The organism is Citrobacter sedlakii, from assembly GCF_018128425.1.
Lineage (GTDB): Bacteria > Pseudomonadota > Gammaproteobacteria > Enterobacterales > Enterobacteriaceae > Citrobacter_A > Citrobacter_A sedlakii.
Genome location: NZ_CP071070.1, coordinates 952,469 through 968,452, shown reverse-complemented (window position 1 = coordinate 968,452; position 15,984 = coordinate 952,469). Strand labels below are relative to the sequence as shown.

The following is a 15,984-nucleotide window of genomic DNA, read 5'->3' as shown; positions in this document are numbered from 1 at the left end:
ATGATCCGGCCTGTATTATCGTTAATTGCCGTGCAGACGACGCGCGTCAATCACATCCGGCACCTGGTTGAGCTTGCTGAGAACGCGCCCCAGCACCTGCAGGTTGTAGATTTCGATGGTCATATCGATGGTCGCCAGTTGCTGCTTCGTGTCGCTGCGGCTGGCGACGCCCAGCACATTGACCTTTTCGTTCGCCAGAATGGTGGTGATATCACGCAATAACCCGCTGCGGTCGTTAGCCTGAACGCGCACCACCAGCGAGTAACCGGCCGAATAGCTTTCGCCCCACACCGCATCCACAATCCGCTCCGGCGCATGCGCGCGCAGTTCCACCAGTTGTTCGCAGTCGGCGCGGTGAACGGAAATCCCGCGCCCCTGAGTGATGAATCCGACGATCTCATCGCCCGGAATCGGCTGGCAGCAACGCGCGATGTGGTGCATCAGGTTGCCAACCCCTTCCACCACAACCCGACCGTCGTCTTTCCGGCGATTCTGCGGCGCGTAAGTTTTCTGCTGAAGCTGTTTCAGCGCAGCGGCATCTTCTTCAGCCGCGCTCGGTTTGTTGAACTGCGACTGCAGGAAGTTGACCATCTGGTTAAGGCGGATATCGCCGCCGCCGATCGCCGCCAGCAGTTCCTCCAGCTCGTTAAAGTTGTAGCGCGGCAGCAGCAGTTTTTCCGCCTCTTTCAGGCTGATCCCCAGATGCGACAGCTCATCGTCAAGGATCTGGCGACCGGCAAGGATATTCTTGTCGCGATCCTGCTTGCGGAACCAGGCGTGGATTTTTGAGCGTCCGCGGCTGGTGGTGACATAGCCCAGGTTCGGGTTAAGCCAGTCGCGGCTGGGGTTCGGCTGCTTCTGGGTGATGATTTCGATCTGATCGCCCATCTGCAACTGATAGGTAAACGGCACGATACGCCCGCCAATTTTCGCCCCGATGCAACGATGCCCCACGTCACTGTGAATGTGATAGGCGAAGTCAAGCGGCGTGGAGCCCGCAGGTAAGTCGACCACATCGCCTTTTGGCGTAAACACATACACCCGGTCGTCAAAAACCTGGCTGCGCACTTCATCGAGCATTTCGCCCGAATCCGCCATCTCTTCCTGCCAGGCGATCAGCTTACGCAGCCAGGCGATGCGATCCTCATGACCCGAACGCGCGCCGCCTGCCACCGCCCCTTCTTTATACTTCCAGTGCGCGGCGACGCCCAGCTCGGCATCTTCGTGCATCTGTTTGGTGCGGATTTGAATCTCAACGGTTTTACCGCCCGGCCCCAGCACCACGGTATGAATAGACTGATAACCGTTTGGTTTTGGGTTAGCGACGTAGTCGTCAAACTCATCCGGCAAATGACGATAGTGGGTGTGCACAATGCCCAGCGCGGCGTAGCAGTCCTGCAAACGCTCGGCGACGATACGCACGGCGCGTACGTCAAACAGCTCGTCAAACGCCAGATCTTTTTTCTGCATCTTGCGCCAGATGCTGTAGATATGTTTCGGACGTCCGTAAACTTCCGCCTTCACGCCTTCGGTTTTCATTTCGGCGCGCAGATGGCCAACGAACTCTTCAATATAGTGTTCGCGATCGATACGACGCTCATGCAGCAGTTTGGCGATACGCTTGTATTCCGCCGGATGCAGATAGCGGAAGCAGTAATCTTCCAGCTCCCATTTCAACTGACCAATACCCAGACGGTTGGCCAGCGGAGCGTAAATGTTCGTGCACTCTTTCGCCGCCAGCACGCGCTCATCTTCCGGCGCGTCTTTCACCTCACGCAGATGGGCAATACGTTCGGCAAGCTTAATGACCACACAGCGGAAATCGTCCACCATCGCCAGTAGCATACGGCGAACATTGTCGACCTGCTCGGACGAAACGGAGTCGGTGTGCGTGGCTTTAAGCTGGCGAATCGCCGCCATGTCACGGACGCCATGGATCAGGTTGACGATCGATTTGCCCACGCTTTCGCGCAGGACGTCTTCGCTGACCACGTTGGCGTCGGCTAACGGGAACAGCAGCGCCGCCCGCAGCGTGTCGATATCCATACTCAGCGTCGAAAGGATTTCCACCATCTCGACGCCGCGCCACAGCAGCAGTTCCGCGTCCGGATGCCCCTGTGTCTGTTGCAGGCAATACGCCCAGGTTTCGGCTAAGCGTTCACACGACTGCTGGCTGGCGATCCCAAGACTTTCGATCCATTTTTTCGGATCAAATTCCCCAGCTTTATTTAGATGTGCACTTCTTACCGCAACCATTGTCCTCTCCTTAAGGGACCGGGCCTGCCGAATTCAGCAAGCCGGAAGTTATTACTTGCGCTCAAACAGAACCATTGATTCCAGGTGCCCAGTGTGCGGGAACATGTCGAGCATTGCCAGCCGCTGAATTTGGTATCCCGCACGTAATAATTCGTCACTGTCCCGCGCCAGCGTGGCAGGGTTACAGGATACATAAACAATGCGGTCAGGCTGTAATTTTACAAGATGCTGCATCACGCCCGCCGCCCCGGCGCGCGCAGGGTCCAGCAGGACCTTGTCGAAGCCGTTTTTCGCCCACGGCTGTTGGGTTACATCCTCTTCCAGATTGGCATGAAAGAATGTCACATTCTGTAATGCATTTTGCCGCGCGTTTTCACGCCCTTTCTCAACCAGCGCGGGTACGCCTTCGACGCCCACTACGCTCGCCGCCAGCGTCGCGAGCGGCAACGTGAAGTTGCCCATGCCGCAAAAAAGGTCAAGCACGCGATCGTCCGGCTGTACGTCAAGCCACGCCAGCGCCCGGGCCACCATCTGCTGATTCACCCCTTCGTTGACCTGGATAAAGTCGCGCGGACTAAAGTTTAAGCGTAGCCCGTTTGACTCGTACCAGGGCGTTTGCCCCGAAACGGACTCCAGTATCTCGCTAGCGGGCGCCAGATAAAGCGCCAGTTTCTGTGAATGCGAAAAGCGTTCCAGTTTTTCCCGGTCATGGGCACTTAATGGCGCCGTATGGCGCAAGATCATCAGCGTGCCGCTGCCCGCCTGCACCAGTTCGACGTGCCCCAGATGGCATTTTCCCTGTAATGTCTCCAGACATGCCCTGAGGTCAGGCAACAGCGCCTCAAGCTGGGGCGCCAGAACAGGGCACCGGGTGACGTCAACAATGTCGCTGGACGCCGACTGGCGAAAGCCCATCTGCAGTTGCTGGGTTTTCGGCGGGTAATGGAGGCTTAAGCGCGCGCGACGGCGATAACCCCACGGCTCCCCGGCGATGACCTCCGCCACGTCATTTTTCATCAGGCGCGCTAACGCGGCGCATTTGCTGCGCTGTTGCAGGGCAACGCTGGCGTGCTGCTGCTGGCAGCCGCCGCAAACGCCAAAATGGGGGCAGCGCGGCGCGACGCGCTCAGGGCTTTCATTTAACCGGCGCTTCACTTGCGCTCTGGCGTACTGTTTTTTATCTTCAGTAATGACCACCTCCGCACTTTCCTGCGGCAGTAATCCTGGGATAAACAGCGCCTTTCCGTTATGCCGCGCCACGCCCTGACCAAAGGCATCCAGGTCAGTGACTGTAACGGTTATGATCTGGCGCGTCGTCACGCGCCGTTTTGCAGAGTAGAATTGCGCCATCGACGAGATTATTCTCAAATTAACAGTGTGACCCTGATTGTCCCATAACGGAACTCCATGACCAACTACAGCCTGCGCGCTCGCATGATGATTCTGATCCTGGCGCCGACCGTACTGATCGGTTTATTGCTAAGTATCTTCTTTGTCGTTCATCGCTATCACGACCTGCAGCGTCAACTGGAAGATGCCGGCGCCAGCATTATTGAGCCGCTCGCCGTCTCCACTGAATATGGTATGAATCTGCAAAACCGCGAATCTATCGGCCAGTTGATTAGCGTTCTGCATCGCCGCCATTCAGAGATCGTGCGGGCGATTTCGGTCTACGACGAAAATAACCGCCTGTTCGTCACGTCGAACTTTAATCTTAACCCGTCAGAGCTCCAGCTTCCGCCGGGTCTGCCGTTTCCACGCCGGTTGAGCGTGGAACGCCATGGCGACATTTTAATCCTGCGAACGCCGATCGTGTCGGAAAGCTATTCACCGGACGAGTCTGCGTTAACCGACGCGAAAAATGCGCATAATATGCTGGGATATGTGGCGCTTGAGCTGGATCTCAAGTCTGTTCGCCTGCAGCAGTATAAAGAAATTTTCATCTCCACGGTGATGATGCTGTTCTGCATCGGCATCGCGCTCATTTTTGGCTGGCGCCTGATGCGCGACGTGACCGGGCCTATTCGTAACATGGTCAACACGGTGGATCGCATTCGTCGCGGGCAGCTCGACAGCCGGGTTGAAGGTTTCATGCTGGGTGAACTGGACATGCTGAAAAACGGCATTAACTCCATGGCGATGTCGCTTGCCGCCTATCACGAAGAGATGCAGCACAACATCGATCAGGCAACCTCCGATCTGCGTGAAACGCTTGAACAGATGGAGATCCAGAACGTTGAGCTGGATCTGGCGAAGAAGCGCGCCCAGGAAGCCGCCCGCATTAAGTCCGAATTTCTGGCCAATATGTCCCATGAGCTACGCACGCCGCTTAACGGTGTCATCGGCTTTACTCGCCTGACGCTGAAAACAGAGCTGAACACCACCCAGCGTGACCACCTGAACACCATTGAGCGTTCGGCAAATAATCTGCTGGCGATCATTAACGACGTGCTGGACTTTTCCAAGCTGGAAGCGGGCAAACTGATTCTGGAAAGCATTCCCTTCGCCCTGCGCAATACGCTGGATGAAGTGGTGACGTTGCTGGCGCACTCGTCCCACGATAAAGGCCTTGAGCTGACGCTTAACATTAAAAATGACGTTCCGGACAACGTCATCGGCGACCCGCTGCGCTTACAGCAGGTGATTACCAACCTGGTCGGCAACGCGATCAAATTTACCGAAAGCGGCAACATCGATATTCTGGTCGAGAAACGCGCGATCAGTAATACCAAAGTCCAGATAGAGGTCCAGATTCGTGATACCGGTATCGGTATTCCTGAACGCGACCAGTCACGCCTGTTCCAGGCCTTCCGTCAGGCCGATGCCAGTATCTCCCGTCGCCATGGCGGTACCGGGCTGGGGCTGGTGATTACACAGAAGCTGGTCAATGAAATGGGGGGAGATATCTCCTTCCATAGCCAGCCGAACCGGGGCTCGACGTTCTGGTTCCATATCAACCTGGATTTGAATCCGAACGTGGTCAGCGATGGCCCGGCCACTGGCTGCCTGACCGGGAAGCGCATCGCTTACGTTGAGCCAAACGCCGCTGCCGCGCAATGCACTTTAGATATCCTCGCGGAAACGCCGCTGGAGGTGATTTACAGTCCTTCGTTCTCCGCGCTGGCGGTAGAGCATTACGACTACATGCTGCTGGGCGTCGCCGTGACCTTCAACGAACCGCTGACCATGCAGCATGAACGCCTGATTCAGGCGACGGAAATGACCGACTTCCTGATGCTGGCGCTGCCGTGTCACGCGCAGGTTAACGCGGAAAAACTTAAGCAAGACGGCGTGGCGAGTTGTCTGTTAAAACCGCTGACCTCAACGCGCCTGCTGCCCGCGCTGGTGGAGTTGTGCCGCCAGAATTACCATCATGACGCCCTGCCATCCGACGAAAACAAGATCGCCATGACGGTAATGGCGGTAGATGATAACCCCGCTAACCTGAAACTGATCGGCGCCTTACTGGACGATCTGGTGCAGCACGTTGAGCTTTGCGACAGCGGCCAACAGGCGGTGGATCGCGCCAGACAGATGCAGTTCGACTTGATCCTGATGGATATTCAGATGCCGGATATGGACGGCATTCGCGCCTGTGAGTTGATCCACCAGCTTCCTCACCAACAGCAAACGCCGGTGATTGCCGTGACCGCACATGCGATGGCGGGTCAGAAGGAGAAGCTGCTGAGCGCCGGTATGAATGATTACCTGGCGAAGCCGATTGAAGAAGAAAAGCTGCATAACCTGCTGCTGCGCTACAAACCGGGCACCGGCGTCACCACGCGGATGCTGACGGCTGAGCCGCCCGAGCCGGTTTTTAATCCAAACGCGACGCTCGACTGGCAATTGGCGCTGCGCCAGGCGGCAGGAAAACCGGATCTGGCGCGCGATATGCTGCAAATGCTGATCGATTTCCTGCCGGAAGTGCGTAACTGCATCGAAGAACAACTGGTCGGCGAAAACCCGGATGGGTTAGTCGATTTAATTCATAAGCTGCACGGCAGCTGTGGCTACAGCGGGGTTCCACGGATGAAAAATCTCTGTCAGCTGCTGGAAGGCCAGTTACGTAACGGTACGCCCGAAAGCGAACTGGAACCTGAATTCCTCGAACTGCTCGACGAGATGGACAACGTGGCGCGCGAAGCGAAGAAGATACTGGGGTGACTGTCTATTGACGGAAAGTAATGTCAGCGGCTTACCGGGCCTGGGGACAGGATAATTGCAGGCCTGATAAGCGTTGCGCCATTGGGGAAATTAGCCTGAAAGCCGCCCAATCTTGATCGTTGCAGCCACATTTCGCGCCGTCATCCGCACGTTGTCTTCCGCATTTTTCAGGGCGTCGTCCAGAGTACAGATGCAGTAAATGACGCTGAACACCGCATCCAACCCATGTTCGTGCACCACGCCAACGTCCGCGGTCAGGCTGCCGGCAATCGCGATCACTGGCTTGTTATAGCGTTTTGCCACGTTCGCCACGCCAACCGGCACCTTACCGTGAATGGTCTGGCTGTCGATGCGCCCTTCGCCGGTAATCACCAGATCGGCGTCGGCGACGCAGGCATCGAGATGCAGCGCGTCGGTCACAATCTCAATGCCGCGCCGCAGCTGCGCGCCGCAGAATGCATACAGCGCCGCGCCCATTCCCCCTGCCGCGCCGCCGCCCGCAAGCGTAGAGACATCCACATCCAGATCGCGGGCGATGAGCTGCGCATAATGTTCCAGCGCCCGATCCAGGCGCACAATCATCTCCGGCGTCGCCCCTTTTTGCGGCCCGAACACCGCCGAAGCGCCCTGCTTACCGGTCAACGGATTGGTGACGTCGCACGCCACCTCAATGCGACATCCGGCCAGACGCGGGTCTAACTGGCTAATATCAATGCGGTCGAGGGTTTCCAGCGCCGCGCCGCCCTGGGCGATGTCAACATGCCGGGCGTCGAGCAGTTTTGCCCCTAACGCCTGAACCATACCCGCGCCGCCGTCGTTGGTCGCGCTGCCGCCAAGCCCGATAATGATATGTTCCACGCCCGCGTCCAGAGCATGTCGAATAAGCTCTCCGGTACCCCAGGAGGTGGTTTTTAACGGATCGCGCCGATGGGGAGGAACCTGCTCCAGCCCGCTGGCCGCCGCCATTTCAATAAAGGCGGAGCGCGCATCGCCGGATAACCCATAAAAAGCCTGCGTCGGCTCGCCCAGAGGCCCCATGACCTCAACGTCAACAATGCGTCCCGCCGTCGCCGCAACCATGGCTTCAACCGTTCCTTCACCGCCATCAGCGACCGGCAGCTTGACGTAATCCGCATCGGGCCAGATCTCGCGAAACCCCTGTTCAATGGCGCTAGCCACCTCAAGAGCACTCAAACTTTCCTTATATGAGTCCGGTGCGATCACTATTTTCATAAATCGTCCTTACGCATGTTGACTCTGTTAAGCATATACCCGTCATACTACAAATAAAAAAATGGCCGGTCCGAAAGGGGACCGGCACAGGTCTTAACGCACCATGCAAGGACGCTTGTTATCAAAGGTCCAGTTCGGAATCAGATACTGCATGCCCATCGCGTCGTCACGCGCGCCTAAGCCGTGTTTCTGATACAGCTCATGCGCCTTCATCACCTGATCCATGTCGATCTCAACGCCCAGTCCCGGTTTCGCCGGAACCTGAACCATACCGCCTTTGATCTCGAACGGTTCTTTGGTCAGACGCTGGTTGCCTTCCTGCCAGATCCAGTGAGTGTCGATAGCGGTGATCTTGCCCGGCGCGGCGGCCGCGACATGGGTAAACATCGCCAGTGAAATATCGAAATGGTTATTAGAGTGCGAGCCCCAGGTCAGACCAAACTCGTGGCACATCTGCGCCACGCGCACAGAACCTTGCATCGTCCAGAAGTGCGGATCCGCCAGCGGAATATCCACGGATTGCAACGACAGAGTATGGCCCATCTGACGCCAGTCGGTTGCGATCATATTGGTCGCCGTCGGCAAGCCGGTAGCGCGACGGAACTCCGCCATCACTTCGCGTCCGGAGAAGCCCTGCTCGGCGCCGCACGGATCTTCCGCATAGGCCAGCGTGCCTTTCAGGTACTTACCAATTTTAATCGCCTCATTCAGCGACCATGCGCCGTTCGGGTCGAGCGTCACCCGCGCCTGCGGGAAGCGTTTCGCCAGCGCCACGATGGACTCGGCTTCTTCTTCTCCGGCCAGCACGCCGCCTTTCAGTTTGAAGTCGTTGAAACCATATTTTTCATACGCGGCTTCCGCCAGGCGCACCACCGCATCCGGGGTCATCGCTTCTTCATGGCGCAAGCGATACCAGTCGCATTGCTCATCCGGCTGGCTCTGGTACGGCAGCGGCGTCGCTTTACGGTTACCGACGAAGAACAGATAACCGAGCATTTCCACTTCGCTACGTTGCTGACCGTCGCCGAGCAGTGACGCCACGTTAACGCCAAGATGCTGACCCAACAGGTCAAGCAGCGCCGCTTCGATACCGGTCACCACGTGAATGGTGGTACGCAGGTCGAAGGTCTGCAAGCCACGACCACCCGCGTCGCGATCGGCAAATTCATTCCGCACCGCGGTTAACACATTTTTGTATTCGCCCAGCGTTTTCCCCACCACCAGCGGGATCGCATCTTCCAGTGTCTTACGGATCTTTTCGCCGCCAGGAATTTCACCAACGCCGGTGTGGCCAGAGTTATCTTTGATAATGACGATGTTACGCGTAAAAAACGGAGCGTGCGCGCCGCTCAGGTTCATCAGCATGCTGTCGTGACCGGCAACCGGGATCACCTGCATGGCGGTAACAACGGGAGTGGTAAATTGTGCGCTCATAATCTTGTCCTTTTCAAAATCAGTGACGACCGAAAACGGGGCGTTTGCGGTCAAAAGTCCAGCCGGGGATCAGATACTGCATCGGGCCTGCGTCATTGCGCGCGCCGCCGGGCAGCTTTTTGTACGCTTCATGCGCCTTATGCACCTGATCCCAGTCCAGCTCAACGCCCAGCCCGGGCGCGTCCGGAACGGCAATTTTGCCGTTTTTGATCTCCAGAGGATGTCGGGTCAGGCGGCAATCACCCTCCTGCCAAATCCAGTGGGTATCAATGGCGGTCGGTTTGCCTGGCGCGGCCGCGCCAACGTGAGTAAACATCGCCAGAGAGATATCAAAGTGATTGTTGGAATGGCAGCCCCAGGTCAGGCCCCAGTCGTCACACAGTTGCGCCACGCGCACCGCGCCGGAAAGCGTCCAGAAATGCGGATCGGCGAGCGGAATATCAACGGCGTTGAGCATCACCGCGTGGCCCATCTCGCGCCAGTTGGTCGCGATCATGTTGGTTGCGACCGGCAGCCCGGTCGCCCGACGGAATTCCGCCATCACTTCGCGACCAGAGAAGCCCTGTTCCGCGCCGCAGGGATCTTCCGCGTAGGTCAGCACATCGTTCAGCCCTTTGCATAACGCAATGGCTTCATCCAACCGCCAGGCGCCGTTCGGATCAACGGTGATACGCGCATCCGGAAAACGTGTTTTCAGCGCACGGGCAGTTTCAATCTCCTGCTCGCCCGGCAGAACGCCGCCCTTGAGTTTAAAATCTTTAAAGCCGTAGCGATCCTGCGAGGCTTCCGCCAGACGCACGACCGCGTCGCGGGTTAATGCTTCCTGATGGCGCAGATGATACCAGTCGTGGTTCCCCGGGGTGTTTTCCAGATAGGGCAGATCGGTTTTTGTACGATCGCCGATATAGAACAGGTAACCCAACACCGTCACCGCATCGCGCTGCTTGCCAGGCCCTAACAGCTCGCAGACTGGCACATTCAGCGCTTTGCCCAGCAGGTCGAGCAGCGCCGCTTCCAGCGCGGCGACCGCGTTAACGCGCAGTTCAAACGTCCACGCCCCTTTGCCGAAGGTGTCAAAGTCTGCAGCCTGGTTGCCTTTATGTACCTGCTGAACCACTTTATTCAGTCGGGCCACCTCCTGACCGAGCACCATCGGAATGGCATCGACCAGCGTTTGATAAATCACGTCTCCGCCCGGCGCCTCGCCAACGCCGGTATTCCCGGCGTTGTCGGTGAGCACCACGATATTTCGGGTGAAGTACGCGTTATGCGCGCCGCCGATGTTCAGCAGCATACTGTCATGTCCGGCCACCGGAATGACCTTCATGTCGGTGATAACAGGACTCGATTGCGTTGTCATGATCATTGCCCCGCAACAGGTTTCAGTTCGACACGTTTAATATCACCCACCAGCACCAGGTAGCTCAGCACCGCGACCAACGCATGGATCCCCACGTAGATCAGCGCGCCGTTGAAGGAGCCGGTCGTGCCGACAATGTAGCCGATGGCGATAGGCGTCACGATACCGGAGATGTTGCCGAACATGTTGAACAAACCGCCGCTCAGACCGCTGATCTCTTTCGGCGCGGTGTCCGCCATTACCGCCCAGCCCAGCGCGCCAATCCCTTTGCCGAAGAACGCCAGCGCCATAAAGCCGATGATCATCCACTCGACGTTAACGTAGTTACAGAACACCATCACCATCGACAGCAGCATCCCCATCACAATCGGCGTTTTACGGGCGATATTCAGCGAGCCGGTACGGCGCATCAGCCAGTCGGAGATAATGCCGCCCAGTACGCCGCCAACAAAGCCGCAGATGGCGGGAACCGAGGCCACAAAACCCGCTTTCAGTATCGACATGCCCCGCGCCTGCACCAGATAAACCGGGAACCAGGTGATAAAGAAGTACGTCAACGCATTGATGCAGTACTGGCCGATATAAACCCCGATCATCATGCGTGAGCCCAGCAGTTGCTTGATCTGTCCCCATTTCACGCTGAACGGCACTTTAGCTTTGTTGCTCTTCTGATCCATGTTGATCAGCGCGCCGCCCTCTGCAATGTACTCAAGCTCTTTCTGGTTGACGCCCGGATGCTGGTTCGGCTCGTGGATCACCTTCAACCAAATGAAGCTGATGACGATACCCAGTCCGCCCATGAAGAAGAACACGTGCGACCAGCCTACTTCGTGGGTCAGCCAGCCCATGATGGGGGCGAAAATAACGGTGGCAAAGTATTGCGCGGAGTTAAAAATCGCCACCGCGGTTCCCCTTTCCTGCGCCGGGAACCACGCTGCGACGATACGGCTATTGCCCGGGAAAGAGGGCGCTTCCGCCAGACCGACCAGGAAACGTAGCGTAAACAGCGCGACGATAATGCCGAAGCCGCTAAAGATATCGACGAAGCCCTGCAGGAGGGTAAACATCGACCAGATAAAGATGGACCAGAAGTAGACGCGTTTGGAACCAAAGCGGTCGAGCAGCCAGCCACCCGGAATTTGACCGATAACGTAGGCCCATGAGAACGCAGAGAAAACGTAACCCATACCGACCGGATCGAGGCCAATGTCTTTGGCCATCTCGGAACCAGCGATGGAAAGCGTCGCGCGGTCGCCGTAGTTGAAGGATGTGACGATAAACAGCATCACCACTATCCAGTAGCGGGCGTTAGTGCGTTTTTCCGCACTGCTCGCAGCCTGACTTAATGAACTCATTGTTGCACTCCTGAATTTTCGCGTTAGTCACGCTCACTCTGAACTGCACAGCCGGTAGGGAATCAGAGGTGACGTTTCATACATGGCAGCTTTTTGTAGGTCGTTCGCCTTGCGTACTGCTTTTTTATAACTGGCAGGAGAAGTATAAAAAGCGCCAGGAGGTTGCTCACCGTGCAACAACACAACATTTCAGGGGGATAACGCGTCGGTTTGTGGCAAAAGCCCAGGGTAATGGAAGCGACTTCACGGAAATGAAAAGCAGTCAGGGAATTCGCCCGGCAGGAGAGGCAGAAAAGGCAGGAGTGTGAATCAGGTCGCTTGACCCTATGAAAACGTCAATAAAAACCCTTTCGTCTGAAAGGATTTTAGGCATTTGCCCGATGCTAACACGATTCAGTTTTGACTAAACTGATTTCAGGTTGTCCCCCTTGCTTACTGGCGCAAGCGGGAGTCCCTCCCGGTAGGGGGAGGGTTTACTCTCACGATAAAAGCGTACCCCACTGTTCCACCCAGGGATTCGATTCGCTTTCGGGTTCCGGATGTTCGCTGGCATCAATCAACAGCATCTCGCCGACGCGCTGCGCGCGCTGTTCCTGCAGCAGGGCATCAAATTGTTTGCCGCCGTTACAGAAATTCACGTAACTGCTGTCGCCCAGCGCGATAACGCCGTAGCGCAAATTGGGCTGAAACCCCAGATTATCCTTTATGCCCTGAAACAGCGGCACGATGCTGTCAGGTAAATCTCCCTGCCCCGTTGTGGAGGTCACCACCAGCGCGACGTTATCCTGATAGTTCTGCCAGTCGCTCAGTTCAGGATCTTCATAAACGGTCGCCTCATGTCCCTGCGCCGTGAGGATCGCTTCGGCTTCTTCGGCAACCAACAGCGAGTTTCCGTACATCGTCCCGACAAAAATGCCTATTTTCGCCATGCTTACTGACTCCCTGAGTTACGAATTTACGCCTTCATCCTGACCTGCCGATGCGCTTAACTCAACCCTTTCATTGTCGGGGAGACATCCTCGCCAGCCAAAATGCGCCAGCGCCTGCATCCAGACCGCATCCAGCCCGGCGCGAATCGTCAGCGGCTCGCCGGTAAAGGGATGAGTCAGAGAAAGCGCGCTGGCGTGCAGCATGAGACGATGGCAGCCGAAATGTTCCGCTGCGCTGCGGTTTTGCCGCAGATCGCCATGCTTGCTGTCGCCGATAATCGGATGACGCAAATGCGCAAGGTGACGCCTGAGCTGATGCTTGCGGCCGGTTTTTGGCTCTAACGCCACCAGACCGTAACGCGTCGTTGGATACCGCCCGGTTGCCACCGGCATTTCTACGGTCGCCAGACCGCGATAATGGGTCACCGCTGGCTGCGGCTCTTTATCCTCGCGGGCAAATTTATCGGCGATTTTGTCCCGTTCTTCTACCAGCGGATAGTCGAGCACCGCGTCGTCCATCAGCCAGCCGCGTACAATCGCGTGGTAGCGCTTTTGGATCTGATGCTGCTCAAACTGCTGCGCCAGCCGTCGTCCGGCTTCGCTGGATAACCCCATCAGCAGGACGCCGGAGGTGGGCCTGTCGAGACGGTGGGCGGTAAAAACGTGCTGACCAATCTGATCGCGCACGGTCTGCATCACCACCACTTTTTCATCGCGATCGAGCCAGCTGCGGTGTACCAGCCAACCGGAGGGTTTATTGACCGCCACCAGCCATTCGTCCTGATACAGAATCTCCAGCATCAGGATTTATCTTGCGCAAACAGCGCATCCAGCGCCTGCAGCGCGGCGATCAGAACCTCACGCTGCGGATGATCGGCGCTCAGCGCCACTTCGTAGTACGGCGCGACGGCAAAAGCCTCAGGCAATGGCTGGGCGCTGTCCAGCAGGGCATGCATCCGGGGGATCAACACCCATTGCAGCCACTCGAGCGGCTCCATGGTATCCATGCAAAAAGGCTGCGTACTGGTAAACAGGTGGGCTTCGGGTTCATCCATCCGCCAGTGTTGATGCTCGCGCAGCAGCGCTTCCAGTGCGTGAAGCTGCTGACGCACACGGTCATGAGTCGTCATGAAGTCACCTCAGTAAAGAAAAATGTGGCGCGAAGAATACCACCAGTAAAAAAAGAAATAAAAAAGGGAGCACTGTAAAAACAGTGCTCCCGGTTCGTTTCGCAGCATTCCAGCTACTTTTAGTGCTCCCTGCTCATCCTTGACAACTTTTCCAGCGGTCTTGCGACCCGTTGTTCATCCTGAACGTGCGCATCCTGCTCACACCACCCCGATGTGAAAACTTCATCCTGAAGTGTCCTGGCCTTCCTGACCCACCGACCATCCTGACCGGCTCTCGTTCTCCTTCCTGGAGGTGTCCTTTAACGCCTTCCTGCGTTTTCCACTTTGCTTCGTCCTGAAGCCTTTCCTTGCAACACCGTCCTGGTGTGTCCTGACAAAGCGCCATCATCCTGATGTTCGCTTTGTTGTGCGACTCCCTGTCGACGTACATAGAATCGCCTTTTTTACGCCGTCTTACAAGGGACTTACAGGCAATGCCTTAAGGAAAATTTCATATGAAAGTTGACACGAATTAGTTAACCTTCTGATTTATTAGGATATTGATAATTCTTATGCCCTTAAGTCTTCACTTATCACCTGGCGATCTCCTACAGGGCGTGTAAGAGATCTCTCACAACATTACCAGGTAAATGGATTACAGAACAGGCTTAAGCTGAGTAAGGAATTCCGCAAGGGAGGGAGCCAGAACGGTGCGTTGCCGCGTTCCCAGCGTTTCTTTGATGACATCACCAGACAGATTACACACTGAAATCACCTCCAGTTCATTTTCCTGGGTGGCGATGAACAGCGTCGGCGGCAGCTTCAGACGTTTTTGCGTAACCAGATGACCAATCAGGTTTTCCTGAACCCGACGGAAATCGTCAGCGCTCCAGGTTTGCAGCAGCGTCAGCGTTTCATTGTGAAACTGTGCGGGCATATCGCCGGCAAACTGCGTGGTGTAAAACGCGTGAAAGGCAGGTTGTATCACAATATCAAAGGCGCGTTCAACCGCGTTTACATTCGACTCGCCCTCAAACGGCTGCGGCTGCCAGTAAACCGCGTCCTGAGTAGAGGAAATGATGCAGGGAGAAGGCACGCCATACAGCTCCTCGCTCATCGGCCAACTTTGCTGTTTTTCATGCCATGCGTCGCAATAACGCGTCGTAAAAGCCTTCAGGGCCAATGCAGTCTGTTCGTTCACCGGTTTCTCTCATCATAAAAGCCAGGATACACTGGAGCCATAGTGTATCTGGTTTACGACGGTGAAACATGTCTTCTTATGAAAACCATCAGGCGCTTGACGGCCTGACTCTTGGTAAATCAACCGATTACCGGGATAATTACGACGCCAGCCTGTTACAGGGCGTTCCCCGCAGCCTCAATCGCGACCCGCTCGGCCTCCACGCTGACCGCCTGCCCTTTCACGGCGGCGACATCTGGACGCTGTACGAACTGTCGTGGCTGAACGCCAAAGGCCTGCCGCAGGTCGCGGTCGGGCAGGTGGAACTGGATTACGCCAGCGTTAACCTGATTGAATCCAAAAGCTTTAAGCTCTATCTCAACAGCTTTAACCAGACCCGTTTTGACAGTTGGGACGCGGTGCGCCAGACGCTGGAAAACGATCTCAGCGCTTGCGCGCAAGGACAAGTCAGCGTCGCGCTGTACCGCCTGGATGAGCTGGAAGGCCAGCCGATCGCCCATTTTCATGGCGCCTGTATTGACGATCAGGACATCAGCATCGACAACTATCAGTTCACCACCGACGCACTGCAGGATGCCGCCAGCGGCGAAAAAGTCGTAGAGGAGACGCTGGTCAGCCATCTGCTGAAATCCAACTGTCTGATCACTCACCAGCCGGACTGGGGCTCCATTCAGATCCAGTATCGCGGCCGGAAAATAGATCGCGAAAAGCTGCTGCGTTACCTGGTTTCCTTCCGTCATCATAACGAGTTTCATGAACAGTGCGTGGAACGCATTTTCAATGACCTGCTGCGCTTCTGCCAGCCGGAAACCCTCAGCGTTTACGCGCGTTACTCCCGCCGTGGCGGACTGGATATTAACCCATGGCGGAGCAATACCGATTTCGTTCCTGCGCTCGGCAGACTGGTTCGCCAGTAAATTATTTCACCGTTTTGCGTGCCTGA

Annotated in this window: 12 protein-coding genes; 2 read left to right on the top strand and 10 right to left on the bottom strand. The window is 56.5% G+C overall.

Going from position 1 to position 15,984, the window contains the following annotated elements; translation table 11 throughout:
* Window positions 1-21: 21 nt before the first annotated feature.
* Together relA and rlmD are read right to left on the bottom strand one after the other, a co-directional pair.
* Window positions 22-2,256, bottom strand: a complete 2,235-nt coding sequence (gene relA / locus JY391_RS04585; protein ID WP_211935289.1) for a GTP diphosphokinase — start codon at window positions 2,254-2,256, stop codon at window positions 22-24.
* Between the two features lie 51 nt (window positions 2,257-2,307).
* The gene (gene rlmD, locus JY391_RS04580) at window positions 2,308-3,606 is read right to left on the bottom strand and encodes a 23S rRNA (uracil(1939)-C(5))-methyltransferase RlmD (RefSeq protein WP_211935288.1); all 1,299 of its coding nucleotides are present in this window, start codon (window positions 3,604-3,606) and stop codon (window positions 2,308-2,310) included.
* Window positions 3,607-3,663: 57 nt separating this feature from the next.
* Here rlmD and barA point away from each other — a divergent pair, with 57 nt between their 5' ends.
* Window positions 3,664-6,420 (top strand): two-component sensor histidine kinase BarA, encoded by a 2,757-nt coding sequence (gene barA / locus JY391_RS04575; RefSeq protein ID WP_211935287.1) that lies wholly within the window; start codon window positions 3,664-3,666, stop codon window positions 6,418-6,420.
* 90 nt (window positions 6,421-6,510) lie between these two features.
* Here the strand turns inward: barA and JY391_RS04570 are convergent, their stop codons facing one another.
* From JY391_RS04570 to syd, 8 genes are all read right to left on the bottom strand, one after another.
* Window positions 6,511-7,653: a glycerate kinase gene (locus JY391_RS04570; protein WP_211935286.1), complete on the bottom strand. Its 1,143-nt coding sequence runs from the start codon at window positions 7,651-7,653 to the stop codon at window positions 6,511-6,513.
* A 93-nt stretch (window positions 7,654-7,746) separates the two neighbouring features.
* Window positions 7,747-9,087, bottom strand: coding sequence for a glucarate dehydratase (gene gudD / locus JY391_RS04565; protein ID WP_042288813.1), 1,341 nt, complete (start codon window positions 9,085-9,087; stop codon window positions 7,747-7,749).
* A 19-nt stretch (window positions 9,088-9,106) separates the two neighbouring features.
* Window positions 9,107-10,447, bottom strand: coding sequence for an enolase C-terminal domain-like protein (locus tag JY391_RS04560; RefSeq protein ID WP_211935285.1), 1,341 nt, complete (start codon window positions 10,445-10,447; stop codon window positions 9,107-9,109).
* A 2-nt stretch (window positions 10,448-10,449) separates the two neighbouring features.
* On the bottom strand, window positions 10,450-11,802 hold the full coding sequence (gene gudP, locus JY391_RS04555) for a galactarate/glucarate/glycerate transporter GudP (protein ID WP_042288816.1): 1,353 nt from the start codon (window positions 11,800-11,802) through the stop codon (window positions 10,450-10,452).
* 479 nt (window positions 11,803-12,281) lie between these two features.
* The gene (locus JY391_RS04550) at window positions 12,282-12,731 is read right to left on the bottom strand and encodes a flavodoxin (protein ID WP_042288819.1); all 450 of its coding nucleotides are present in this window, start codon (window positions 12,729-12,731) and stop codon (window positions 12,282-12,284) included.
* 18 nt (window positions 12,732-12,749) lie between these two features.
* Window positions 12,750-13,532: a tRNA pseudouridine(65) synthase TruC gene (gene truC / locus JY391_RS04545; protein ID WP_042288822.1), complete on the bottom strand. Its 783-nt coding sequence runs from the start codon at window positions 13,530-13,532 to the stop codon at window positions 12,750-12,752.
* Window positions 13,532-13,861 carry a YqcC family protein gene (locus JY391_RS04540; RefSeq protein WP_042288825.1) on the bottom strand — a complete coding sequence of 110 codons (330 nt, stop codon included), beginning with the start codon at window positions 13,859-13,861 and terminating at the stop codon, window positions 13,532-13,534. The genes truC and JY391_RS04540 overlap by 1 nt, the downstream gene beginning before the upstream one ends.
* Before the next feature lie 634 nt (window positions 13,862-14,495).
* On the bottom strand, window positions 14,496-15,041 hold the full coding sequence (syd, locus tag JY391_RS04535) for a SecY-interacting protein (protein ID WP_211935284.1): 546 nt from the start codon (window positions 15,039-15,041) through the stop codon (window positions 14,496-14,498).
* A 68-nt stretch (window positions 15,042-15,109) separates the two neighbouring features.
* On the opposite strand from syd, the gene queF reads away from it, so the two are divergent.
* Window positions 15,110-15,958, top strand: coding sequence for an NADPH-dependent 7-cyano-7-deazaguanine reductase QueF (gene queF, locus JY391_RS04530; RefSeq protein ID WP_211935283.1), 849 nt, complete (start codon window positions 15,110-15,112; stop codon window positions 15,956-15,958).
* Window positions 15,959-15,984 lie beyond the last annotated feature (26 nt).

Excerpts from the sequence above, each read along its gene's own strand:
- relA (WP_211935289.1), bottom strand. The coding sequence starts at position 2,256 with ATGGTTGCGGTAAGAAGTGCACATCTAAATAAAGCTGGGGAATTTGAT.
- JY391_RS04570 (WP_211935286.1), bottom strand. The coding sequence starts at position 7,653 with ATGAAAATAGTGATCGCACCGGACTCATATAAGGAAAGTTTGAGTGCT.
- rlmD (WP_211935288.1), bottom strand. The coding sequence starts at position 3,606 with ATGGCGCAATTCTACTCTGCAAAACGGCGCGTGACGACGCGCCAGATC.
- barA (WP_211935287.1), top strand. The coding sequence starts at position 3,664 with ATGACCAACTACAGCCTGCGCGCTCGCATGATGATTCTGATCCTGGCG.
- queF (WP_211935283.1), top strand. The coding sequence starts at position 15,110 with ATGTCTTCTTATGAAAACCATCAGGCGCTTGACGGCCTGACTCTTGGT.
- truC (WP_042288822.1), bottom strand. The coding sequence starts at position 13,532 with ATGCTGGAGATTCTGTATCAGGACGAATGGCTGGTGGCGGTCAATAAA.
- JY391_RS04540 (WP_042288825.1), bottom strand. The coding sequence starts at position 13,861 with ATGACGACTCATGACCGTGTGCGTCAGCAGCTTCACGCACTGGAAGCG.
- JY391_RS04560 (WP_211935285.1), bottom strand. The coding sequence starts at position 10,447 with ATGACAACGCAATCGAGTCCTGTTATCACCGACATGAAGGTCATTCCG.
- gudD (WP_042288813.1), bottom strand. The coding sequence starts at position 9,087 with ATGAGCGCACAATTTACCACTCCCGTTGTTACCGCCATGCAGGTGATC.
- JY391_RS04550 (WP_042288819.1), bottom strand. The coding sequence starts at position 12,731 with ATGGCGAAAATAGGCATTTTTGTCGGGACGATGTACGGAAACTCGCTG.
- gudP (WP_042288816.1), bottom strand. The coding sequence starts at position 11,802 with ATGAGTTCATTAAGTCAGGCTGCGAGCAGTGCGGAAAAACGCACTAAC.